Source organism: Roseibium sp. RP-7 (genome assembly GCF_053005225.1).
This window is the reverse complement of sequence record NZ_JBRKQA010000002.1, coordinates 56,797-79,891: the sequence shown is the minus strand read 5'-3', so window position 1 is coordinate 79,891 and position 23,095 is coordinate 56,797. Positions and strand designations below refer to the sequence as shown.

Below are 23,095 nucleotides of genomic sequence, written 5' to 3'. Positions count from 1 at the left end.
TCGGCTGCGTGTCAGGTGTCGAGGCTTTTGTAGCCGCGGCGGACATAGAGAAGGGATTTGCCGGGATCGGTCATCCGAAGGTCGGTCACGGTGCCGACGATGATCGAATGCGTCCCCATTTCGGTGACTGAATAGACTTCGCAATCGACGCTGAGACGCGCGCTGTCGAGGGCGGGGCAGCCAGTGGCCAGACTTGTCCAGTCACCTTTCTCGAACCTTTGCGGCATGTCCAGCTTGTCTCGCCCGGCAAAGGTGTCGGAAATTTCCTCGTGATCGTCGCTGAGCGTGTTGAGACAGAAGCAGCGGTTTTCGAGAACTGCGCCATGGATGCGTGTTTTCCTGTTCAGGCAGATCAGAATGCTGGCGGGTTCGTCGCTGACCGAACAGGCAGCCGAAACGGTTGCACCCATGCGGCCGCCGGGGCCGTCAGTTGTCACCACGTGGACGGCTGCAGCAATCCGGCTCATGGCTTCCCGGAAAATGGCGGTCTCCAGAGGAAGCCTGTCCTGGTCTTCGGATTCTGAAGAGGTTGGGGACATCAAGTCGGCTCCTGGGCGGCTCAGCGGGAATCATTCGTCTGTCGGACGCGGACGGGAGTTTAGGCGGCCATGGAAAGGATGCCTAGACCATGCTGTGCTCGACACGGGGCAGACGGGTTTTTCTGATATTTCAAGGTCAACACCTTATGAACGCGCGTCGGAAGGTCTCGTAAAACCATCCAACCGAAGTCGTGGGCCGGAAAGCTCATGAATTCATATGGGGCAGGTGTTCCGCATTTGCCACCTAAGCCACAAGTGTGGATTGAGCTGGGGACCGGGCCGCGCTAGGGGTAGGGGGCGATCATCGGATCTTGGGGAGACGAATGACCTTTCAGCAGTTTCTGGCCAGTGCTGGCCTCCTGGCTTACAGCGTCGTTGCGACACCTGCTGTCGCCGACATCCGGATCGCTGTTGCCGGGCCGATGAAAGGGCAGTTTGCTGCTTTCGGTGAAGAAATGCGTATCGGCGCTGAAAGGGCGGTTGCCGATCTCAATGCGGCCGGCGGGGTCAACGGCGAGACACTGGTGCTGGAAACTGTCGACGATGGCTGTGATGCGGACCAGGCTGTGGCCGTGGCCAACCAGTTGATCGGCAGAGACGTTGTCTTTGTTGCCGGCCATCTTTGTTTCAGCAGCTCTATTGCAGCCTCTGAAGTCTATGCTGGTGCGGGGATCGTTCAGATGTCACCGGCAACGACCTTGCCGAAATTCACCGATGAGCGGCAAGGCGAAGGCATCTTCCGTCTCGCCCCGAGGGATGACCGGCAGGCGGACGTGGCCGGCAGGTTGCTGGTGAATGAATTCGGCGACAAACGAATTGCAATTCTGCATGACAAGACAGCTTACGGCAAAGGTCTTGCTGACGCGGTCAAGGCGGTCGTGAACGAGCTGGGAACCAGCGAGAGCATGGCGCTCGGGTTTGACGCAGGCGGTGACGATTTCCGCAGCCTCGTGTCGCAACTGAAGCTTCAGGCCGTCGATGTTGTTTACCTGGGCGGTTATCACCCGGAAGCGGGGCTGATAAAGCTGGAGATGGACCGTCAGCGGTTGGGCGCGGTGCTGGTGGCCGGTGATGCACTGATGACGGAAGACTATTGGTCCGTAACAGGTGAGGCGGGGAATGGAACCTTGCTGACCTATCCGGAGATCCCCCGGGATCGCCCCGAAGCGCAGGAACTGGTTGCTGATCTGGAAGAGGCGGGAGGTTCCGCGGATCGCTTCACATTGACGACCTATGCCGCAATTCAGGCCTGGGCACAGGCTGTCGAGGTCGCTGGTGGTACGGCGTTGCAAGGCGTGGCGACTGCTCTTCAGGAAGGAACCTTCGACACGGTGCTCGGAGATGTAACCTTCGACGGCAACGGTGACAGCAATCTGCCGGACTACATTTTCTATGAGTGGCGCAATGCTGTGCCAGAAGCCCGCTAGATCTGCCCCATAATGCAAGAGCACGCGGCCCTTGCAGGCACGCGTGCTTCTCAGGAATACAAGGCAAATGGTGTAGGTCAGCTACGTTTTCCGGTGCCTCTGATCTCGAGATTGACCTTGTCGGCGTAGATCGGCAAACCGGCATCCATGCCGTAGAGGCTGCGGAAAAACCCGCCTGACACTTCGAATCCGACCTGACCGTTGGCCTTGCTGTCGGTAATCTTCACCGAAAGCTTGGTGCGTTTCTGCTTTCCGCGAAGGTTCAAGACACCCTCAACTTCCGCCGTGTTCTGGCCGGTAATATGAACCCGGGTGCTCTGGAATGTGGCCACCGGGTGGTTGGCGACATCAAACATGGCCGAACTCTTCAGAAAACCTGTAACCTTGTCGTTGTTCGTGTGAACACTTCTCAGGTCGACCTTCACGACCACCTGGCTCTTCTCCGGGCGGTTTTGGTCCAGTGTCATCTTGCCGGATACGGTCTTGAATTCACCCGTGACAGGGCCGCGTCCGAGGACCCGGACAGAAAAGCCGGTCGCCAGTTGAGCCGGTGACAGCAGGTAGGTGCCAGTCAGGGATCCGGCGAATGAAGGCAAAGGTGCCGCGGCGAGTGCGACAAGACAGGCGAAGGTTGCGACGGTTTTTCGAAAGGGGCGTTTGAAGCCGCGTGTCGTGGCAGATGTTTGGGTCATTCGACAGGTCCTTGAACAAGATCAACGATGCAACTGGTGCGGCCATGTTCCGCAAGTTTTAAACTCAGGCTCTCTCTTCGAGCCTTGGACGCACTATCTCATGAGGCTCCGTCAGACGCGGTGACGCCCGTCACAGGCAAAGATGCGATTGTTCGACCGGTATTCGCTCACCCTCAGATACCAGTTGGCTGGCCGTATTGTCTCTTCACGTTGGAGTGCTGATTAACCTTTTGGTAAGAAAATAGGCCTGTCCCGGTTCTTTCAAGGGAAGGGGCAAGGTAATCTCGGCGCAACTGCATGGAGTTTGTAATGCGTCTGGTCTCCTTGTTCCGCGTTTTCATTCCTTTGATGATGCTTGTTGCAATCAGTGTTCCGCCAAAGTCTGCCAATGCCGCCGAAGTGGTGGGCTTTTCCGATGCCCGCTTTCGCGCCGGAACTATCGTGATAAAGAATTCCGAAAAGCGGCTTTATCTTGTGCTCGGCGCCAACAGGGCGATCCGCTACAAGGTTGCAGTCGGCAAACGGCAAAAATCCTGGACCGGACAGGCATTCATAACGGCTAAATACGTGAAGCCCGACTGGGCTCCGTCGGACGAAGTCCGTCGAGACTTTCCGCATTTGCCGACGGTCATTCGCGGTGGCGCGCCCAACAACCCGATGGGCGTTGCCGCCATGACGCTGTCCAACGGAAACTACGCCATTCACGGCACCAACCGGCCGGGCTCCATCGGGCGCGCGGTTTCGTATGGCTGCATCCGGATGGCCAACCACGACATCGAGGACCTGTTTCAAAGGGTAACGGTTCGCACGCCTGTGGTGGCATTGCCGTGAACCAGCCGAGTGCATTCGTTGGCTAGCCGGTAACTGGCGAGGAGATCAGTCTTACCTGTCTCGCTTGCCATTGCGTCCGGATGACGGTGCCGACCAGGCATTTTCCGGGGGTTTCTTCCGGTCCAGATAGGTTCCCAGCATCAGGACGACACCCAGCAGCAGGCAGCTTGTTCCCGCGAAGAACAGTTCGAACGGCGCCTGCTCGGATGGGGAAATCTGCATTTTGTGAAGCACGACCGTGCCGATGATCATGGGCAGCAGGTAAAGAGCAAGCGCGGTGAACTGGCGGTAGAAATTTGACCTGCCCGGTTGCATCACGCTCTGGAAAGGAGCCTGATTGCGCATCTGGACCAGGAGGTCTACCGACACCAGCCACATGCCGAACTGCGTGATCATCGACAGTTCGTTCCCCCACAGAAAGAACGCATAGACAGTTTCTGCAAAGCCGAAGGACAATACGGCCAGGCAGACAGACACCAGGAGCAGCCTGACGACAGTATGCCGTTCCTGGGAAAGCTCGAAACTGAAGCAGCAAAACAGGAAGAGAGCCGTTTCAATCGAGAACCGGCCGTACATATTGATCGATTCCAGGGAATGGGACAGCCAGCTGTCGGCAAATAGCGTGATCTGATCCGGAAACAGGGCCTCGGCAATACGGAGGCCCGAGAGCAGGATCATCAGGCAGCACAGGGTACTCCTGAGCCAGACCGAGCGCGCCCATTGCAGGCGAAAGAAGATAGCTCCGGCCAGAATGAGAAAACCAAGTGCCGTGATTGGATGAGTAGACGGCTTTGGGCCGGAAAAGGGATCGCCAGAAGAAAGATAGACGTTGTGTCCCAGACCAAACAGGATGACGAGCAGAAGCGAACAGCCAATCACTTGATGGTAGACTGTTTTGTCGAGATCCTGATTATTGTTCCTGGTCATAACGCGGCAGCAAATTCAAGAAGTAACGTCTGTTTCACACCACAAAAGTGTAGCGCAGTTTAATCGCGTTTTCGAGGTCAAGTTCATGCGGCAGCGCACACCCTGCCGCAGAGGCAGCATGTCGCATTTAGTTTCATGAAATTGAATATATGGTGGGTCCGAGGCCTGCAAACGACCTCTCAAATGACCCTGTCAACTTCTAGTGCCCCAACACGAAGCTGGCAGGGTCTCTTTGTTCATGCCGTCATTTTGAAGCAGAAAACCACCTGCTTCCACCTGCATGAAACCAGGCCAGTCAGGCGCCGTCTTCCAGACTTTTGAGTATCAATTGGGCACGTCTGCGCAATGGGCTACCAAACTTACGGTTTCAGCCAACGCTTCGGATTGGCACTGCTGTCGCGACCGCCTGAACCCGACAACGCAGCGACAAGATCGGCAACCGCGTCGAGTGAATGAACCGCTCTGAATTCGTCCACATTCGGCAGCATGGCGCGGATACCCTTTGCCTTTGCTTCGAAGCCTTCGAAGCGCAGCAGGGGATTAAGCCAGATTAGTCGACGGCAAGAGCGGTGCAGCCGGTCCATTTCCCGCTCAAGATCCTCGTCCGTATCGCGCTCCAAGCCGTCGGTGATCAGCAGTACGGTCGGCTGTCCCGACAAGACACGGCGAGACCAATGCCGGTTGAAATCATGCAGTGCAGAGGCGATGCGGGTGCCACCCGACCAGTCCTCGACACCTGACGAGCAAGCTTCCAGGGCCTCGTCCGGATCCTTCATGCGCAATTGCCTCGTGACGTTCGTCAAACGGGTGCCAAACAGGAATGTGTGTACATCCCGCCGTTCCACGGTCAGACCATGGAGGAAATGCAGCAGAAGCCTGGAGTACTGGCTCATGCTTCCGGAGATATCGCAAAGGGCGATAAGCGGTGGCCGTTTTTCCGCCGGTTTGCGGAACTTCAGGTCAATTATGTCACCACCGGCCCGCATGGAGGCGCGCAAGGTTCGGCGTGGATCGACTTTTCCTCTGGACGCCGGCTTGAGGCGACGAAGCTTGATCTTGTCCAAAGGCATTGTCATGGCCCTGAGCGCCAGCTTGGCTTCGGTAATTTCATCAGACGTCATCTGCGCGAAGTCCTTGGTCTGCAGCAATTCCTTGCCGGAGACAGTGAACTTTGCATCGATTTCGATCTGGGGAACGGTTTCCTCTGCGACCCGCTCTTGCGCTGCCTGAAACGCCTGCGAGACCCGTGTCTGGCCGGCCTTCGGTTTTTCAGGCTCACCTCTGGGCGGGGCGACCGGCGACAGGATCGCCAGCATCTTCTCGATCAATCCACGGCTTTGCCAGTAGATCCGGAAAGCCTCGTCGAACAGCACCTTCTGTTCGCGTTTGCGCACGAAGACCGCATGCAGTGTCCAGTAGAGGTCCTCACGGCTTTCGATGCCGGAGACTTCCACGGCCGCAACCGCATCCACCACGGAGGCGGGGCCGACGGGAACGCCCGCCTTGCGCAGCGTTCGCGCGAAATAGACGATGTTGTCCGTGATCCGCGATCGCAACTCAGGAGAGGGGGGCATTGCAGCCTCCCGGATGAGTGTGATGGGCCCCTTGTGGTCTTGTCACCTGCTCAAACCGCCGGCATGGATTGCTGGTGCGGAGCGTCCTTGCGGATGTCGTCGATCATCTGGCGCACTTTGGAGCCGCGGACGCGTTCGATGTCGTCCTGGTATTTCAACAGAACGCCAAGCGTGTCGGATGCCATGTCCGGATCGAGCGCCATTTCGTTGAGTTCGGAAAGAGCTGTCGCCCAGTCCAGGGTTTCGGCGACACCGGGTTGCTTGAAAAGATCCTCGTCGGCACGCAGCTTCTGCACGAAGGCAACCACTTCGCTTGCAAGGCGCTGGGCGGCACCGGGAACCTTGCGGCGGACAATCTCCAGCTCGCGCTCGGCATCGGGATAGTCGACCCAGTGGTAGAGACAGCGGCGTTTCAGGGCATCGTGAATTTCACGCGTGCGGTTGGTGGTGATGATGACGATGGGCGGCTCTGCTGCCTTCACGGTGCCGAGCTCGGGAATCGTCACCTGGTTATCGGCCAGAACTTCCAGAAGAAAGGCTTCGAACGCTTCGTCCGCCCGGTCGAGTTCGTCGATCAAAAACACCGGCGCGCCTGCCAGCGAAGGTTCGAGCGCCTGCAGCACGGGGCGCTTGATCAGGAAGCGTTCGTCGAAAATCGATTTGGAAAGCTCGGAGTGGTCAGTGTCGCCGGCTGCTTCCGCGACACGGATTTCGACCATCTGAGCGGGGTAGTTCCACTCATAGACCGCTGAGGCGACGTCGAGGCCTTCATAGCATTGCAGGCGGATCAGGTCTCTTCCGAGGGTCGACGACAGGACCTTGGCAATTTCCGTCTTGCCGACACCGGCTTCGCCTTCCAGAAACAGGGGGCGTTTCATCTTCAGGGCCAGATGCAGAACGGTAGCAAGCGACCGGTCGGCCACGTAGCCCGCCTGATCCATCAGGGCGAGAGTGTCGTCAATGGAAGCCGGCAGCTGGTTCATGTTTCCTCCGGTGAACGGGTGGTGATCCCGGTTATATAGAGATACTGGCGTCGAGAACATTGGTGTTGAAGGCACATTTTTCGTGGCCACCGTGTTCCCCCTAATGGGTTTCTGTTTTCGAACCTTCTATAAAAGCGAAACTGATTCAAGGGAGGGAAGTAGAGTGTTGCGCAGCAAACCGTTTTTTGGTGTCGCCGTCATCCTGTTTGCAGCATCGTCTGCCCTGGCTTCTGACGGAGCTTATCCGACGGATCCGGTGAGCGTTGCGACCGGCCGGGAGCTGGCGGAAATCCATTGTGCTACCTGCCATGCAGTCGGCAGGGACGACCAGAGTGCACAGGCCGGTGCTCCTGCCTTTCGTGATCTTTCCAGCCGGTATCCGCTGGAAAGCCTGGAAGAACCATTGGCGGAAGGCATCGTGACGGCACATGACAACATGCCGGAATTCGCGCTGGAGCCGGATGACATCGACGCCTTTCTGGGGTATCTGACCACCATCCAAGTGAAATGATGCTTTTTGCAGCCCATGGCTCCTGTTGTTAGCAGTGCCTGTCGAGTGCTGCTAAATTGCTGTTTTTAAACAGTAAATATCCAAAAGTCGGGTTTGGTTAACCAGATTTCCGTGACAATCTTTCTTTGCACAGAAGAAAGGATTGGCATGAAAACCAGCTCTGACTTTGAAAAACGCCTTCTCGGCTATGGACTGATGACGGCGGAAATCCTCTACCGTCTGCCTGATCATCCGAAGTTGCTGCAGAGTTTCCTGTGGCAAACGGAAGACCTGGCGCCGAAATTTCCCGAATTGACCAGGTTTCTCGTGTTCTGGGAACGGGAGATAGAAGGTCGCATCCATTCCGTTCGCGTTGCGCATCAGACTCTGATCTCGCCGGTTGATTTCCGCTACGCGGACGGAGAAATCGTGGTGCACTGAGATGAACGGGACAGGAATCAGCGCGCGCTGAGGCCAAGTCCTTCGCCATCACGCATGACGGCTTTTGACTGAGGGGTGAATTCGGATCCGTCCCCCTCATGCAATACGAACCCCGGCATCAGCCGCAAGGGGGCCTTGCTGGCGCGAATGGCGCGCAGCAGAACACGTGTTGCTGCCGCTTCCTGTCTCGGACGAAGCGGAATGACTTCAATTGCGCCGAACCGGCCCTTGAGAACGCTCAACAGTTCCTGCAGACCGTCTGCCCGAAAGATGACGGTCAGGCTGCCGCCTTCCTTGACAATATCCGTTGCTGTTTTCGCCCATGGCTCCAGTCCCCGGTCATCGAGCATATGCGCGCCGGCACGAGCACTGTTGGGCGATGCCCGGAAACGGTCCGCCTCATAGTAGGGCGGGTTCATGATGGCATGGTCCGCCATTGCGGGGGTAAGACCGGCTGCGTGGCGCGCACTTCCCTTGGCCGTAATATCAGCCTCCAGAAGGGAAACACGGGCGGAAAACGCGCCATTGGCGGGGTCTTCAAGGCCGCGACGGGCAAGGGCAAGCACGGTCTCGTCGATATCGACCAGCGTTACCCGAATATCCGGCAAGCGCGCCGCGGCGCAAAACCCGGCGGTGCCGACACCTGCGCCAAGGTCGATGACATGCCCCCGGGTACCATCGGGCAGGGCCGCCGCCAGATAGACCGCGTCGAGGCCCGCCCTGTGCCGGCCACGCTTGGGCTGATGCACATAGACCTTGCCACCCAGAAAGGCGTCATGGGTCGTTTCCTGAGATGTGCATTCGGTGCTGTCCGTCGGCGAAGTCATGTCAGGCCCGGCCGCTTTCCGGGCGCAGTTCATGTTCCAGACCGGCGTCTCGCACCAGCTTGCGCGCCATCTGGATCTGGTCTGAATCGACAAGAATGCGGCGCGGGATCATGGCCAGCGAACCTTCCAGAATGCTCATGTTGCCGTCTGCGACAAAATGTTTGATGCCGGCATCTTCAAGAATCGATTCCAGAAAGGAAATCAGGACGGGATCGTTTGTTCTGACTAGTTCTTCCATAAGATTCCCGGCGTTAGCGGTCCATGTCCTGCGGCCGAATGGAAAGCCTCATCCGACCGGTTTACAGCAAAACCAGCTGATTGCGGCATTTCAACAGTTTGTCAATGGATTGGCGGCTTGCCCCGAAGGCGTTCGCAACATATTGTCCGCACAAATATTCAGGGAGTGCCATTAGTGGCCGTTGTTGCAACTTATACAGACGATCAGCCGCGCCGTCCGAGCATTCAGTCGCTCGTTGATCTGGTGTCCGGCGGCATGGGCGAGGTCAACGATCTGATCCTGTCGAAGGCAGGATCGAATGTTGAATTGATCCCGGAAATCGCCAAGCACCTGATTTCCTCCGGCGGCAAGCGGCTCCGGCCGATGCTGACGCTGGCCTGTGCCGAGATGTTCGGCTACCAGGGCGATGGTCATGTCACGCTGGCGGCCAGCGTGGAATTCATGCATACCGCCACACTGTTGCATGACGATGTCGTGGACGAAAGCGACATGCGTCGGGGCAAGCTTGCAGCGCGCAAGCTCTGGGGGAACCAGGCAAGTGTTCTTGTCGGCGACTATCTGCTCGGACAGGCCTTCAAGATGATGGTCGATGTCGGTTCGCTGGAAGCGCTGCGCATCCTCTCCACGGCATCCGCAGTCATTGCCGAAGGCGAAGTGCTGCAGCTTGGCGCTGCAAAGAACATCGCGACGACCGAAGCAGATTATCTGCGGGTGATCGAGGCCAAGACCGCTGCTCTGTTTGCCGCTGCTGCCGAAGTCGGCCCCGTGATTGCCGGGCAGTCAGTCGAAATGAAGCGGGCCGCGCGGACCTACGGAATGGAACTCGGCTATGCGTTCCAGCTAGTTGACGACGCGCTCGACTATGGTGGCTCTTCCGCAGATCTCGGCAAGGATGTCGGCGACGATTTCCGCGAAGGCAAGATCACACTGCCGGTGGTGTTGGCCGTTGCCCGTGGCACTGATGCAGATCGCGACTTCTGGCGACGTTGCCTGGAAGGCGAAGAAATCCAGGACGGTGATCTGGAACAGGCCATCGAGCTTTTGAAGAAATACGACGCCTTGTCTGAAACGGTCGAGCGGGCGAAGGACTACGGCAACAAGGCTCTTGCCGCACTGGACACGTTGCCGTCCGGTGCGCATAGCGATGCCTTGGGCGATGCAGTTGCCTTCTGCATCTCGCGTGTGAGCTAACGCTTACAAGTATTTGTTTTTCTGACGAAATTGAAAAGCCGCCATTTACGAAATGGCGGCTTTTTCTTTGTTTTTTAAAAGCCAACTCTGCGTTTTGTCAGGAGAGCGGCCCGGAGGCGATCCACCAGTCGGGATGGCTGCTGCGCAATGCACGTTCGACGTCCATGGCGGCATTCAACTCACACAGGCCGAAGCAGGTCGCACCGGAGCCGGACATCCTTGCAAGGTCGACGCGGGTATCGGCTTCCAGCTCGGAAAGAACCTGACCGATTTCAGGACACAGACCTTTCGCCGGGTTCTGCAGATCGTTTCGGCAGCTTGCCAGATAGGCGACCAGCGAGGCCAGCGTTTCAAACTTTTCCGGCATGAGATCCATGGGAGCGTTGTCCCGCTGCTCCATGGACTTGAAGACTTCCGGAGTGGATACGCCGACCCTCGGGTTTACAAGCACGATACCGCAAGGCGGAAGGTCCGGACCGGCACTCAGGTCGCCGCCGATGCCGCGCATGATCTGGGGTTCCGGAAACAGGCAAACCGGTACATCCGCCCCAAGCGTCAGCGCCAGCGCGTGCAGATCTTCCTCGGCAAGATAGGTGCCAGTGAAGTCCTCCAGAAGGCGCAAGGTGGTAGCGGCATCGCTGGAGCCGCCACCGATGCCGGAAGCGACAGGCAGGCGTTTGGTCAGTGTCAGACGAACCTGTGGAACTTCAATACCGGCCTTTTCGGCGAAGCTGCGCACGGCCTTCAGGATAAGGTTCTCTTCGACCGGGCCCGTCAGGTCTCGCGCAAACGGGCCTTCGACTTGCAGGTCGAGTTCACCGGCAGCTTCTATCGCCAGTCTGTCGCCGATCTGGGGGAAGACCACAAGCGAATCCAGCAGATGATAGCCGTCCGGCTGCCGACCTGTAATATGCAGTGCCAGATTCACCTTGGCCCGGGCCAGCTCCACCCGGGGGGAAGACTTTGAGGCGAGGGCCATGGGTGTGTCCGGTTAGCCGCCGTTTTTGCCGGTCTCGGCTTTGGCGGCATCCGTTCCCGGAACCTCCTTCAGGCCTTCGGCAATCTTTTCCAGAATTTTCGGCAATTCCTCTGCGTCCGGACCCAGGTCGCGGGCGTGGTTCCACTGGAACCTTGCCTCGTTGCGACGACCGACCATCCAGTAGGCATCGCCCAGGTGATCGTTGATGACCGGATCCGCCGGGCGAAGCTCGATAGCCCGCTCGAGTTCCTTCACCGCTTCTTCGTAGCGACCAAGACGGAAATAAACCCAGCCAAGGCTGTCGACGATGTATCCGTCTGTTGGCCGCAGTTCGACGGCTTTCTTGATCATGCCCAGGGCTTCATCCAGCTTCAGACCCTGGTCGACCAGGGAATAGCCGAGATAGTTGAGCACGAGTGGCTGATCCTCGTTGAGTTCAAGCGCCTTGCGGAAGTCGGCTTCGGCAAGTTCCCATTTTCCCAGTCTTTCCCGGGCGATACCGCGGAAATAAAGCATCAGCCAATGCTGACTTTGCAGTTCGGAAATGGTGTCGATGCCCTTGGTATAGGTTGCCTCGGCGTCCTCGTAGATTTCGTGTGCACGCAGGATGTTGCCAAGTGCGATCACGGCTTCAAGATCTGAGGGATCCTGTTTGATTAGCTCTTCCAGATGGCTGCGGGCTTCATCCACCATCTCCAGGGCATTGTAGTTCATGCCAACCTGGATTTCGGCTTCGCGCTTCAGCACGCTGTCATCGGGCACCATCATCAGGGCTTCGATGGCCCGTTCCGGCTGCTCCATCCGCTCAAAGACACTGCCGAGAGCAATGGCTGCAAATTCGGCCTTCGGATCGAGGTAGAGCGCAAGCTGCAGATAGGAGGTGGAAAGCTCTTCACCGCCATCGCGGCCGATTACGGCACCAAGGCCATAGAGGATTTCCGCCATGCCGGCTGCCGGATCAGTAACGAGCGGCGGAATGATCTCACCGCTGCTGATAGCCTCACGGGTCTGGTCAAGCTTGGGGTGACCGCGGAATTGTGCATCGTATTGATCGAGCGCATCAAGTGCTTCCTTCTGGCGTCCGTTGGCGGCCAGAAGGCGGGTGTAGGCGTCCACGACGCGCAAGGCACCCTGGTCGATGGCATAGGCGCTCTCGGCGGCTTCCAGCGCTTCCTGGTTACGCCCGGCGGCAAACAGAAGATGTGCCTTGTGGGTGGACTTGAACACTTCGAACCAGTCCGGTCCCTCAAGTCCGTCAATCATCGCGACGGCTTCGTCGATCTTGCCGCTGCCATAAAGCGTCCAGGCGCGGGAGATGCCGATGGAAAGCTGCGCGAGCGGGCCGTTCCGGCCCCGCTCAAGTTCTTCGTTGGCCTTTTCATAGCGGCCGTCCAGCATCTCCTGCGCACCGAGCGTCAGCTGCGCGAGGAAATTCTGCAGACCGGCGCTTTCCAGCTCCTTGGAGTAGACAACGGCCTGTTCGACATCGCCGTTGGCCAACTTCAGGAGGAAGGTGCGTTCGAGCAACATCGTATTGCTCGGGTCGGCGGCCAGGGTTTCTTCGTAAAACGCCGCTGCCTGGGCGTAGTCTTTCTGGAAACCGGCGAGGCGGCCGGAAAGGTAGCTGCCGGACAGCGTGAACGGCAGATCGGACGGTGTGCCAAGTGTTTCCGGTTCGGTGCTCGTTTCGGCAAGTGCGGTAGCGGGAAGAAGGGCGAGCACGCTGACCAGCGCAAGCAGTTTCCGGCGGAGAGGACTGCGATCCCTGGTCGAAACGGCACCGGTCGGATTTGTCATCATTGTTCGCACTTCTGTCCCTGAATCTGGTGGGTTTACTGCTTATTACCTTTGACAATGGCGTCTTTAAGGCTGACCGGCAAGGCGCCCGGGATAACTTTCTGCGGGTTTAAATCCTTTTGATTTTGCTCAACGTCGGAAATGCTAAGACTTACGACCAATCATAACCGGTTTCGCTGAAAAAGGGCTTGAAGACAAGCAGTTGCCGTAGCAGGAATGTGCGGTGCAAAAAGATCTGGTGCCGGTGCGGCCCGATTGCTGCCGGAATGATAATGCGAGTTGGCTGCGCGCGAGACGCCGCAGATCGAACTAGGCGAGGAGAGTATCAGATGACCAAGTGGGTCTACAGTTTCGGCAATGGTGCTGCAGAAGGCGCAGCGAATATGCGTAATCTTCTCGGTGGGAAGGGCGCAAACCTTGCCGAAATGAGCAGCCTGGGTCTGCCCGTGCCACCGGGCTTCACCATCACCACGGAAGTCTGCACCTGGTACTACGAGCATGAAAAATCCTATCCGGACGCTTTGACGGCACAGGTTGCCGAAGCGCTCGAGAAGGTCGGCGAGGCGACCAACCGGAAGTTTGGTGACCCGGAACGGCCGCTGCTGGTATCCGTACGCTCCGGCGCCCGTGTTTCCATGCCCGGCATGATGGATACCGTCCTGAACCTCGGCCTTAACGACCAGACAGTCGAAGCGATCGCGCAAGAGGCGGGAGACAGGCGTTTCGCCTACGACAGCTACCGCCGCTTCATCCAGATGTATTCCGACGTGGTGCTGGGCCTCGACCACCATGAGTTTGAAGAAATTCTGGAAGAGTACAAGGAACGCAACGAACTGACGCTCGATACCGAAATCGATGCGGATGCCTGGCTGGGCATCATCGAGAAGTTCAAGGCGCTGGTGGAAGAAGAACTGGAAAAGCCGTTCCCGCAGGATCCGCAGGAGCAGCTCTGGGGCGCGATTGGCGCGGTCTTCAGTTCCTGGATGGTGCCGCGTGCCGTGACGTATCGCCGTCTGCACGATCTGCCGTCCTCCTGGGGAACTGCCGTCAACGTTCAGGCCATGGTGTTCGGCAACATGGGCGAGAGCTCCGCGACCGGCGTCGCCTTTACCCGGAACCCTTCCACTGGCGAAAACGCCCTTTATGGCGAGTTCCTGGTCAATGCACAGGGCGAGGACGTGGTTGCCGGCATCCGGACACCGCAGGATATCACCGAGAAGGCCCGCATCGGGGCCGGGTCTTCCAGCCCGTCGCTGGAAGCGCTGATGCCGGAGGCATTTGCCGAATTCCAGACCTATTGTGCCAAGCTGGAAGCCCATTACAGGGACATGCAGGACCTGGAGTTCACGATCGAGAAGGGCAAGCTTTGGATGCTGCAGACCCGGTCGGGCAAGCGCACCGCCAAGGCGGCGCTGAAGATCGCGGTCGACATGGTTGCCGAAGGGCTATTGGGTGAGGAAGAGGCCATTGGCCGCGTGGAGCCTGCTGCGCTCGACCAGCTCCTGCACCCGACAATTGATCCGAAAGCAAAGCGCGATGTGATCACGACCGGCCTGCCGGCCTCTCCCGGCGCAGCATCCGGTGCCATCGTCTTTTCCTCCGACGAGGCGGAAAAAGCCAAGGCAGAAGGGCGCAAGGTCATTCTTGTTCGCGTGGAAACCAGTCCGGAAGACATCCATGGCATGCATGCGGCCGAGGGTATTCTGACCAGCCGGGGCGGCATGACAAGCCACGCGGCCGTGGTGGCGCGCGGCATGGGCAAGCCCTGTGTCGCCGGGGCTGGGATGCTGCGGATCGACTATCGCAACGGTGTGATCAATGCTGCCGGACGGCAGTTGAAGGAAGGTGACATCATCACCATCGATGGAGCCACCGGACAGGTTCTGGTTGGTGAGGTCGAGATGCTGCAGCCGACGCTCTCCGGCGATTTCGGCACACTGATGGGCTGGGCCGACAAGGTGCGCCGCATGCGCGTGCGCACCAACGCGGAAACGCCGCAAGACGCCAAGGTTGCGCGGGAGTTCGGCGCTGAAGGTATTGGCCTTTGCCGCACCGAGCACATGTTCTTCGAAGGCGAGCGTATCATTGCCGTGCGCGAGATGATCCTGGCCGAGACCGAAGCCGGACGCCGGACAGCACTTGCAAAACTCTTGCCGATGCAGCGGCAGGACTTTACCGATCTCTTCGAAATCATGCACGGCCTGCCGGTAACGATCCGTCTGCTGGATCCGCCACTGCACGAATTCCTGCCGAAATCGGAAGAGGAACTGGCGGACGTCGCAAAAGCCATGGGTGCCGATCCGGAGTTGCTTCGCGACAGGGCGCTGGCACTGGAAGAATTCAACCCGATGCTCGGCCATCGCGGCTGCCGTCTGCTGGTTTCCTATCCGGAAATCGCCGAAATGCAGGCCCGGGCCATCTTCGAGGCGGCTGTCGAGGCTGCCAAGATAACCGGCGCACCGGTGGTTCCGGAAATCATGGTTCCGCTGGTCGGCCTCAAGGGAGAACTCGACCTCGTACGCCAGAGCATCGAGGCCATGGCAAAAGCCGTGATGAGCGAAACCGGAGCGGAACTGACATACCAGATCGGCACCATGGTGGAACTGCCGCGCGCCGCCCTGAAAGCGGCGGAAATCGCACAGTCTGCCGAGTTCTTCTCCTTCGGTACCAACGATCTTACGCAGACCACCTTCGGTATCTCGCGCGATGATGCGGCTTCCTTCCTGGGGACGTATCAGACGCGCGGCCTGCTGGAGCAGGATCCGTTCGTTTCGCTCGACCAGGAAGGCGTGGGTGAGCTTATCAAGATCGGCGTTGAACGCGGCCGGTCGACCCGTCCCGACATCAAGCTTGGCATTTGCGGGGAGCATGGCGGTGATCCGGCCTCGATCTCCTTCTGCGAAGGCGTCGGTCTAGACTACGTCTCCTGCTCGCCGTTCCGTGTGCCGATTGCCCGCCTGGCGGCAGCTCAGGCGGCCTTGAAATTCAAGTCCGGAAGCTGAATGGGGCGGAAAACTCCGGTCGAGGCCAAGGGGAGCGCGGTGTGAGCGATGCTTACCCCCAGCTGGACACCTTGCGCGCGGGTGGCAAGAGGCAGCTCGCGCGGGTTCTCAGCCGGCTGGAAAGCCATGCGGAGGACGCCGAAACCGCGGCTTTTCTGGATTCGGCCGCCGGTGAAGCCTCCGCGAAAGTGTTGGGCCTCACCGGTCCGCCCGGCGTCGGCAAATCAAGTCTGACCGACGCGCTCATCAAGGCGTGCCGGTCGGCAGGGCAGACTGTGGCTGTACTTGCGATTGATCCGTCTTCCGCGGTGACCGGTGGTGCCCTTCTGGGTGACCGAACCCGCCTGAAAACCGATCCATCCGACGATGGCGTCTTCGTCCGCTCCATGGCGGCGCGAGATCGCCTCGGGGGCCTCTCCGATCATGCAGTTGCGGCAATTGCCGTTCTCCGGTGCGTGTGCGACTGCGTGATCGTTGAAACCGTTGGTATCGGACAATCGGAAGGGGACCTGAAGCAGGCTGTCGACACGGTCGTTCTGTGTATCCAGCCCGGATCGGGTGACAGTCTGCAGTTCATGAAGGCCGGCATCATGGAGCTGCCGGATATCGTGGCTGTCACCAAGGCAGATATGGGTGTGCTTGCCCGTCGGGCTGCCTCGGATGTCGCGGGCGCCCTGTCGTTGAGCGATACCGACAGCACTGCAGGGTGGAAGGTGCCTGTGTGCGAAGTCTCCGCGCAAACCCTCAGCGGTGTTGATGATCTGGTTGACCACTGGACGCGCCACCATGCGCACATCGCGTCAGGCGAGGCCTTGCAACGCCAGCGCAAAGTGCAGCATGTTGCCTGGTTCAAGGATATGGTGCGTGCGGAATTTGGTCACGCTGGGCTGAAGCTGGCTGCCGGGGTAGAGCAGGACTGGCTGACATTGGCCGAGACGGCTCCCTTTGCGAGCTTTCACGGGTTTGCCGCCAGGCTCCGTCCGTTGCTGGGTCTTTGAGCCTGGTAGCGTTTAAAGGTCGTTCCAGAACAAATCGAAGACCCGGCGGGCAGGCATTTGCCCGTACGAAGTGTCGTCAAGCTTCCGCCGCGCGCACCTGATAGCTCAGGTCTGTACCGTAACCGGGCGTACCAACGCGGTGAAATTCGTCCAGGAACGCCGTCAGGGCGGTGTCCGTCAGCGGGCGGGAAATGTAGTAGCCCTGCATTCGGTTGCAGTCGTGCGCCTGCAGGAAACGGATCTGTTCCAGCGTCTCGATGCCTTCGGCAACAATGGTCATGCCAAGCGCTTTGCCGAGCTGGATGATCGATACCAGGATGGCCTCGGCTTCGGCGTTGCCGTTCATGTCGGAAACGAAATCCCGGTCGATCTTGAGCGTGTCGAAAGGAAAGCGGCGCAGGTAGCTGAGGCTGGAATAACCTGAACCGAAGTCATCGAGCGCAACCTTCACGCCCAGGTTCTTCAGCCTGCGCAGGGCCTTCAGCACCGAATCGTTGCGGCCTGCAAAAACACTTTCGGTGACTTCAATTTCCAGGCGCTGTGGCGGCAGGTTGTTGGCGGCAAGGATCGCCATCACCTTTTCGACGAACCGCGGGTGCTTGAACTGGTTTGGCGAAACGTTGACCGAAACGGTGATGCCGGGCCATTCGTGCGCCTTGGCACAAGCCTTGTTGAGCACCCAGATGCCCAAGTCGTTGATCAGGCCGGTTTCCTCGGCCACCGGAATGAACTGCGCCGGGGAAATGACGGTGCCGTCTTCCTTGGTCCAGCGGGCCAGCGCTTCGACGCTGACGATCCGCTTGGCCGATGTGTCGGACTGAGGTTGGTACGCAAGTGTCAATTCGTCGTTCTTGAGTGCCAGCCGAAGTTCGCGGGACAGTCGGTCCTTTGACTGGACGTGATGTTCCATGTTCGGTTCGAAGAAGGAACGGCGGTTCCGGCCGTTTGCCTTGGCATCATAAAGCGCGATATCGGCCTTGCGCAGCAGCTCGTCCGGATCGCTGCCGTCGCGCGGGGCAATGGCAGCGCCCATCGAGAGGCTGGCGTGAAGTTCACGGCGCCCGATCATGATCGGACGGCCAATTTCGTCCTGCACCTGGTCGAGGATGTATTCCAGCCAGACATCGTCTTCGCAGTTCTTGATGACCATCGCGAATTCGTCGCCGCTGATGCGCGCAACGATCCCGGTTTCGGGAATGACGCGCTGCAGTCTCTGGGCGACCGCAGTGATCACCTTGTCGCCGGCGGAATGGCCAAGCGTATCGTTGATGTCCTTGAAATGGTCGAGGTCGATGTAGACGACGGCCGTGTTCGTTCCCTTGGCAACGCTTTCGTCCAGCGTGTCCGTCAAAAGTGCATGGAACCGCGCGCGGTTCGGCAGGCCGGACAGGGCGTCATGACGCGAGGAGTGGACTGCCTTGGCTTCGCTGCGTGCAAGACGTTTGGTCATCTGGCGGGTGAAGATGGTCACGGCGATGACCACGGCGGCAATCATGAAAGCCGCCAAGGCCAGGAAAGGATTGATCCGGCGTATCATCTGGCTGCCGGGCTCGGTTGTCTGCCAGGCGATCAGGCCGACATCCTGTCCAAGCGGGGACTTCAGCTGAAACCTGCCGACGCCATCGCGCTGGGTCTGGTTGTTGGCGAGAACAAACCCGTCAAGGCGAGACATTTCCGAGATTTCCGTCAGCTTTTCACCCCGCAAGGGTACCAGACTTACCAGCACTGACGGCGGGAAACGGACCCGGGAGATCGACTGGATCTGCGGCATGATCGCGGCGGCACTGAAGAGATACGGTTCGCCCGCCAGGGAGACGAGGCCGGTTTCGGCAATCGACCGGCGCGCGTCGCTGCTTTGCGGAATGAAACTGTAGAGCCCGGATGGTGTGCGGCGGAAGGAAATGATGTAGCGGGCGCGCACCTTGGCAACGGCGGGCTTCAGTTCCTGAAGCAACTCCTGCGTCATCCACTTGTTGGTGTGGTTCTGCGCGTAGACATATTGCACGCCGTAATCGCGGTTGATCAGGATCGACTTGGAAAAACCGTGGTTCTGGAATAGCCAGTGCATCAGGTTGTTGTAGATCCAACCTTCGTCCGGGTTGATCTGGTTGACCCGGTGATAGGCTTCGTCCCAGATCACGACGCCGTTCTGCTGTTTGACCATGTAATTCTGGGTCAGCTGCAAAGCGCCGGAAATGAGCTTGTTCTGGGATTCGACAGCGGTTTCGTCCGACAGGCGGGCAGACCAGTGCAACAGGCCGAAAATACCGACAACGGATATCATGACGATCACGACCATCGGAATAATGATCGCGTTTGCTATCTGTCCGCCGGAGTTTTTAGACGAATTGTACATATACGAGCCCGATTTATTTGGCCCGAGTATTGTCGATCTGGGTTAAGGAATGCCGCAAATTCTAAGTAAATTAAGGGTAAAGTCTCGAAACGCCCGATCCGGTTTTGCAAACAGTCTTAAAGAGCTTAGCTGTACAGGCTCCAAGACTTGGCCTATCCGTTGCTCGAACAGCTCAAATCAGCTGTAAGCTGCGGAAGCTGACGTTTGTACGCAGACCAACGATGATATGGTCATGCACCTCGATCCCGAGTGGGCCGGCAATGTCGACGATTTTCTTGGTCATCTGTATATCGGCGCGCGATGGGGTCGGATCGCCCGACGGGTGATTGTGGACAAGGATCAGGGCCGTTGCCGAAAGCTCCAGGGCGCGCCGGATCACTTCGCGCGGATAGACCGGTGTGTGATCGACCGTGCCCGTCTGCTGAACCTCATCTGCGATAAGCGTATTTTTCTTGTCGAGAAACAGGATCCTGAACTGCTCTACAGGGGCCAGCCCCATGGAAACCTGCAGGTAGTCCATGACCTTCTGCCAGCTGTCGAGCACCTGCCGTTTTTCCAGACCGGCCTTGTGAAAGCGGATGACCGATGCATGCACCGCCTGAAGCGCATCTATGCTGATGTCGGACAGCCCCGGAATTTCCTTGAGCCGTTCCCGGGGGGCGGCAAGGGCTGCCGGAAAGGAACCGAAGCGCTGAAGCAGTGCTTTGGCGATCGGCTTTGTATCCTGGCGGGGCAGGGCGGAAAATAACAGGAATTCCAGGAGTTCATAATCGGCGAGACCCTGCTCGCCGGTTTTACGAAATCGTTCCCGCAGCCGCTGGCGGTGTCCCTTGTGGTCGCTGCCGGTTGCAGCCGGTGCTTCACTGGCGGTCGTCGTCTCTTTCATGAGCTCCTGCGTCAGCCGCTGTCAGATCACGGCGCATCGCCGGTAAACGGACCTCAGGCCGGACAATCAGTCCGTCTGCAGGCCCGGCTTGTGGATGCCTTTGGGGGACGTGGTGAAGATCTGGCAGCCTTCAGGCGTGATGCCGATGGAATGTTCGAACTGGGCGGACAGGGACCTGTCCCGCGTGACGGCCGTCCAGCCGTCGCTGAGAACCTTCACGTGCGGACGGCCAAGATTGACCATCGGTTCGATGGTGAAGATCATGCCCGGCTTCAGTTCAACGCCTTCGCCAGGACGCCCGTAATGCAGGATGTTGGGCGTGTCGTGGAACAGAAGACCAAGACCGTGCCCGCAGAAATCGCGCACGACCGAACAGCGTTCAGCCTCGACGAAGGTCTGGATGGCAGCACCTATGTCCCCGGTGGTGTTGCCCGGCTTGGCAGCCTCGATACCGCGCATCAGCGATTCATAGGTCACATCGATCAGGCGCTCGGCAGCGCGCTTCAACTGGCCGACCGGATACATGCGGCTGGAATCACCGTGCCATCCGTCCAGAATGAAGGTCACGTCGATGTTGACGATGTCGCCCTCGCGCAGGGCCTTGTCGTTTGGAATGCCGTGACAGACGACATGGTTGATCGACGTACAGGAGGACTTTGTGTAGCCGCGATAGTTCAGCGTCGCCGGAATGGCGTTGTGATCCATGCCATACTGGTAGACGAAGTCGTCGATTTCCTGGGTGGTCGTGCCCGGTTTGACGATGTCGGCCAGCTCGTCCAGACAGGCAGCTGTCAGCTGTCCGGCGCGCATCATGCCTTCAAAATCTTCAGGGCCGTACAAACGTACCTGACCCGTGTTTTTCAAAGGGGCTTCCGAAGCGTCGATATAGCTGACCATGGGGTTTACCGTGTCTCACAATTATCCGGTGCCATTCTAAGCCCACAAGGCCCTGTTCGGCACCAATTATCCGTTACCTGTTCTCATACCGCCCAAAGCGCCTATTTTCCAGCTTCTGTTCCCGCAAAATCAGGCTGACGTGGAAACTTCCCGCCTGTGCGCTGAAAAGCGGCAGTGCCTTCTTGCGCTTTTCGGGCAGGAGAGCTAGGGGAAGGGAAAAGCGGGCGTGGTGGAATTGGTAGACACAAGGGACTTAAAATCCCTCGGCCCTAGGCTGTACGGGTTCGAGTCCCGTCGCCCGCACCATGGTTTGTTGCGCTACCGGCCTTTGGCCTACTTGAGCGGCGGCCTGGTTCGAGGTTCCCTTTCGCGCCTGTCCTTCTTCCCTGTGCTCTTGCCTTTCCAGCCGGTTGAGCGCAGATTTCGTGTCCGACCCTGCTAATCCATCCCTTCGCCTGCAATCTGCAGATTTTTCCGGATTGTCACGGATCCGTTGAACGACTGTCACAATTTGCGCCCGAAAGAGCGCTAGATCATCGGTCGATCAACCGGAAACGCGTTTGCTTCCGGCCCCAGTTCACTCCCGCTCTCGCGGTGTCATATCTCATTGCGGTCCGCTACCGGGCCATCCTTGAATTCGTTCGACCTGCTCGCCGGAAGGAGTTTCCATGACTTATGCCGACAATCGCGTGCCCTCCGGCAGTGCCCTGACAGTTCTGAAAAACGCCCGGCTGGTGCTCGCCGATGAAGTCGTCAGCGGTCACATTGCCTTTTCCGAAAGCGGGATCGTCTCGGTGGACCAGGGCAGTGCGCCGCAAGCCGGTTTCGATCTCGAGGGTGATTACCTGCTGCCGGGGTTGGTCGACATTCACACCGATCATTTCGAAAAGCATGTCTTTCCTCGTGCACACGTGCGCTGGGATCCGCTCAGAGCGGCGATGGCCCATGATGCACAGATCATCGGCAGCGGCATCACCACCGTGTTCGACAGCCTCTGCGTGGGGGCGACGATCAAGAACCCGGAGCGCCGCGAAATCCTGGCGCCAATGATCGACGCCCTGGAGACGCTTCAGTCCGGAGGCATGCTCAAGTCGGAGCATCTGGTGCATCTGCGCTGCGAGATTACAGATGGCGAGACCACGCGCCTGACGGAAGAAAACATCGGCAAGGACATCGTGCGCATGGTGTCGGTGATGGAACACCTGCCGGGCCGACGCCAGAGCAAGGACGTCGAGGCCTATATTCACCGACGCATGGCCGACACGGGCGAAACACGTGCCGTTGCCGAGCGTGAGACGCAGGAGCTGTTGAACTTCTCCGATGAAATCAGTTCGAAGGTTCGTCCGGCTGTGGTCGCGCTGGCGCATGCACACAAGCTGCCGCTGCTCAGTCACGATGATACGGAACTCGAGCACATTGATGAAGCCCTCGGCGAGGGCGTCAGCGTGTCGGAATTTCCGTGCACACTGGAGGCAGCCCGCAAGGCCAAGAGCCACGCAATGCACGTCGTCGGTGGTGCGCCCAACGTCATTCGCGGCGGGTCCCAGTCGGGCAACATCGCGGTCAGCGCACTGTTGGCGGAAGATCTCGTCGACATCCTGGCTTCGGACTACGTCCCGCGCTCGCTGCTCGACTGTGCGTTTCTTGTGGGGCTGGACGATGCGTTCCACGCCGACCTTCCGGCGGCTATCCGGATGGTTTCAAAAACGCCTGCTGAGGTTGCCGGACTGTCAGACAGAGGCGAGATCGCAGAAGGAAAACGCGCCGACCTGCTTCACGTCGACGTCCTCAACGGACATCCCTTCATCAAGCAGGCCTGGCGGAACGGACAGCGGGTGCTCTGATCATTCGACTAAAATTCCTCCTCCGTCATGCCATGGCTTGACCATGGCATCCATGCCGTTTCCGAGGTGAGCATGAGGCGTTGATCAGGATTTTCCGAGGTCTTGCTGATTGGGAGGCATGCAGCGGAAAAAGGAAACTCGGCGGGAGGAGAAAAACGCTGCCTCTCCCCCAGGTG

The 23,095-nt window shown here is 58.8% G+C and carries 20 protein-coding genes and 1 tRNA gene; 9 read left to right on the top strand and 12 right to left on the bottom strand.

Features of this window, described 5'->3' with window-relative positions; all coding sequences use genetic code 11:
* Window positions 1–11 precede the first annotated feature (11 nt).
* Complete coding sequence (locus ACVDG9_RS14970) at window positions 12–539, bottom strand: flavin reductase (RefSeq protein ID WP_023001030.1); 528 nt, start codon at window positions 537–539, stop codon at window positions 12–14.
* A gap of 323 nt (window positions 540–862) precedes the next feature.
* On the opposite strand from ACVDG9_RS14970, the gene ACVDG9_RS14965 reads away from it, so the two are divergent.
* Entirely contained in the window at window positions 863–1,966 is a 1,104-nt protein-coding gene (locus ACVDG9_RS14965; RefSeq protein WP_447238352.1) for a branched-chain amino acid ABC transporter substrate-binding protein, read from the top strand.
* A gap of 77 nt (window positions 1,967–2,043) precedes the next feature.
* On the opposite strand, the gene ACVDG9_RS14960 is transcribed toward ACVDG9_RS14965, so the two are convergent.
* Entirely contained in the window at window positions 2,044–2,658 is a 615-nt protein-coding gene (locus tag ACVDG9_RS14960; RefSeq protein WP_023001032.1) for a YceI family protein, read from the bottom strand.
* A gap of 351 nt (window positions 2,659–3,009) precedes the next feature.
* On the opposite strand from ACVDG9_RS14960, the gene ACVDG9_RS14955 reads away from it, so the two are divergent.
* On the top strand, window positions 3,010–3,489 hold the full coding sequence (locus ACVDG9_RS14955; protein WP_228866662.1) for a L,D-transpeptidase: 480 nt from the start codon (window positions 3,010–3,012) through the stop codon (window positions 3,487–3,489).
* Window positions 3,490–3,540: 51 nt separating this feature from the next.
* On the opposite strand, the gene ACVDG9_RS14950 is transcribed toward ACVDG9_RS14955, so the two are convergent.
* From ACVDG9_RS14950 to ACVDG9_RS14940, 3 genes are all read right to left on the bottom strand, one after another.
* Window positions 3,541–4,416: a hypothetical protein gene (locus tag ACVDG9_RS14950; protein ID WP_447238351.1), complete on the bottom strand. Its 876-nt coding sequence runs from the start codon at window positions 4,414–4,416 to the stop codon at window positions 3,541–3,543.
* 359 nt (window positions 4,417–4,775) lie between these two features.
* Complete coding sequence (locus ACVDG9_RS14945) at window positions 4,776–5,990, bottom strand: vWA domain-containing protein (protein WP_447238350.1); 1,215 nt, start codon at window positions 5,988–5,990, stop codon at window positions 4,776–4,778.
* 50 nt (window positions 5,991–6,040) lie between these two features.
* Complete coding sequence (locus ACVDG9_RS14940) at window positions 6,041–6,973, bottom strand: AAA family ATPase (RefSeq protein WP_023001036.1); 933 nt, start codon at window positions 6,971–6,973, stop codon at window positions 6,041–6,043.
* A gap of 163 nt (window positions 6,974–7,136) precedes the next feature.
* On the opposite strand from ACVDG9_RS14940, the gene ACVDG9_RS14935 reads away from it, so the two are divergent.
* Both ACVDG9_RS14935 and ACVDG9_RS14930 read left to right on the top strand, forming a co-directional pair.
* On the top strand, window positions 7,137–7,484 hold the full coding sequence (locus tag ACVDG9_RS14935) for a c-type cytochrome (protein ID WP_353653764.1): 348 nt from the start codon (window positions 7,137–7,139) through the stop codon (window positions 7,482–7,484).
* A gap of 147 nt (window positions 7,485–7,631) precedes the next feature.
* Window positions 7,632–7,904, top strand: coding sequence for an usg protein (locus ACVDG9_RS14930; protein WP_031269297.1), 273 nt, complete (start codon window positions 7,632–7,634; stop codon window positions 7,902–7,904).
* A 17-nt stretch (window positions 7,905–7,921) separates the two neighbouring features.
* Here the strand turns inward: ACVDG9_RS14930 and ACVDG9_RS14925 are convergent, their stop codons facing one another.
* Window positions 7,922–8,731 (bottom strand): tRNA1(Val) (adenine(37)-N6)-methyltransferase, encoded by an 810-nt coding sequence (locus tag ACVDG9_RS14925; RefSeq protein ID WP_447238349.1) that lies wholly within the window; start codon window positions 8,729–8,731, stop codon window positions 7,922–7,924.
* Window position 8,732: 1 nt separating this feature from the next.
* The gene (locus ACVDG9_RS14920; RefSeq protein ID WP_055654874.1) at window positions 8,733–8,969 is read right to left on the bottom strand and encodes a putative signal transducing protein; all 237 of its coding nucleotides are present in this window, start codon (window positions 8,967–8,969) and stop codon (window positions 8,733–8,735) included.
* A 174-nt stretch (window positions 8,970–9,143) separates the two neighbouring features.
* Here ACVDG9_RS14920 and ACVDG9_RS14915 point away from each other — a divergent pair, with 174 nt between their 5' ends.
* Entirely contained in the window at window positions 9,144–10,160 is a 1,017-nt protein-coding gene (locus ACVDG9_RS14915) for a polyprenyl synthetase family protein (RefSeq protein WP_023001041.1), read from the top strand.
* A 97-nt stretch (window positions 10,161–10,257) separates the two neighbouring features.
* Here ACVDG9_RS14915 and ACVDG9_RS14910 read toward each other — a convergent pair whose 3' ends face one another.
* Both ACVDG9_RS14910 and ACVDG9_RS14905 read right to left on the bottom strand, forming a co-directional pair.
* The gene (locus ACVDG9_RS14910; protein WP_447238348.1) at window positions 10,258–11,139 is read right to left on the bottom strand and encodes a 4-(cytidine 5'-diphospho)-2-C-methyl-D-erythritol kinase; all 882 of its coding nucleotides are present in this window, start codon (window positions 11,137–11,139) and stop codon (window positions 10,258–10,260) included.
* 12 nt (window positions 11,140–11,151) lie between these two features.
* The gene (locus tag ACVDG9_RS14905) at window positions 11,152–12,939 is read right to left on the bottom strand and encodes a tetratricopeptide repeat protein (RefSeq protein WP_077292633.1); all 1,788 of its coding nucleotides are present in this window, start codon (window positions 12,937–12,939) and stop codon (window positions 11,152–11,154) included.
* 326 nt (window positions 12,940–13,265) lie between these two features.
* On the opposite strand from ACVDG9_RS14905, the gene ppdK reads away from it, so the two are divergent.
* Entirely contained in the window at window positions 13,266–15,938 is a 2,673-nt protein-coding gene (ppdK, locus tag ACVDG9_RS14900; protein ID WP_447238347.1) for a pyruvate, phosphate dikinase, read from the top strand.
* A gap of 41 nt (window positions 15,939–15,979) precedes the next feature.
* The gene (locus ACVDG9_RS14895; protein ID WP_075282437.1) at window positions 15,980–16,936 is read left to right on the top strand and encodes an ArgK/MeaB family GTPase; all 957 of its coding nucleotides are present in this window, start codon (window positions 15,980–15,982) and stop codon (window positions 16,934–16,936) included.
* 76 nt (window positions 16,937–17,012) lie between these two features.
* Here the strand turns inward: ACVDG9_RS14895 and ACVDG9_RS14890 are convergent, their stop codons facing one another.
* From ACVDG9_RS14890 to map, 3 genes are all read right to left on the bottom strand, one after another.
* Window positions 17,013–19,292, bottom strand: coding sequence for a bifunctional diguanylate cyclase/phosphodiesterase (locus ACVDG9_RS14890; RefSeq protein WP_447238346.1), 2,280 nt, complete (start codon window positions 19,290–19,292; stop codon window positions 17,013–17,015).
* A 172-nt stretch (window positions 19,293–19,464) separates the two neighbouring features.
* Complete coding sequence (gene radC / locus ACVDG9_RS14885) at window positions 19,465–20,178, bottom strand: RadC family protein (protein ID WP_447238345.1); 714 nt, start codon at window positions 20,176–20,178, stop codon at window positions 19,465–19,467.
* Window positions 20,179–20,244: 66 nt separating this feature from the next.
* Window positions 20,245–21,075, bottom strand: a complete 831-nt coding sequence (map, locus tag ACVDG9_RS14880) for a type I methionyl aminopeptidase (RefSeq protein WP_023001049.1) — start codon at window positions 21,073–21,075, stop codon at window positions 20,245–20,247.
* Window positions 21,076–21,295: 220 nt separating this feature from the next.
* Here map and ACVDG9_RS14875 point away from each other — a divergent pair.
* Together ACVDG9_RS14875 and ACVDG9_RS14870 are read left to right on the top strand one after the other, a co-directional pair.
* Window positions 21,296–21,381 (top strand) — tRNA-Leu (locus tag ACVDG9_RS14875).
* A 362-nt stretch (window positions 21,382–21,743) separates the two neighbouring features.
* On the top strand, window positions 21,744–22,919 hold the full coding sequence (locus ACVDG9_RS14870) for an alpha-D-ribose 1-methylphosphonate 5-triphosphate diphosphatase (protein WP_447238344.1): 1,176 nt from the start codon (window positions 21,744–21,746) through the stop codon (window positions 22,917–22,919).
* Window positions 22,920–23,095: the final 176 nt, after the last annotated feature.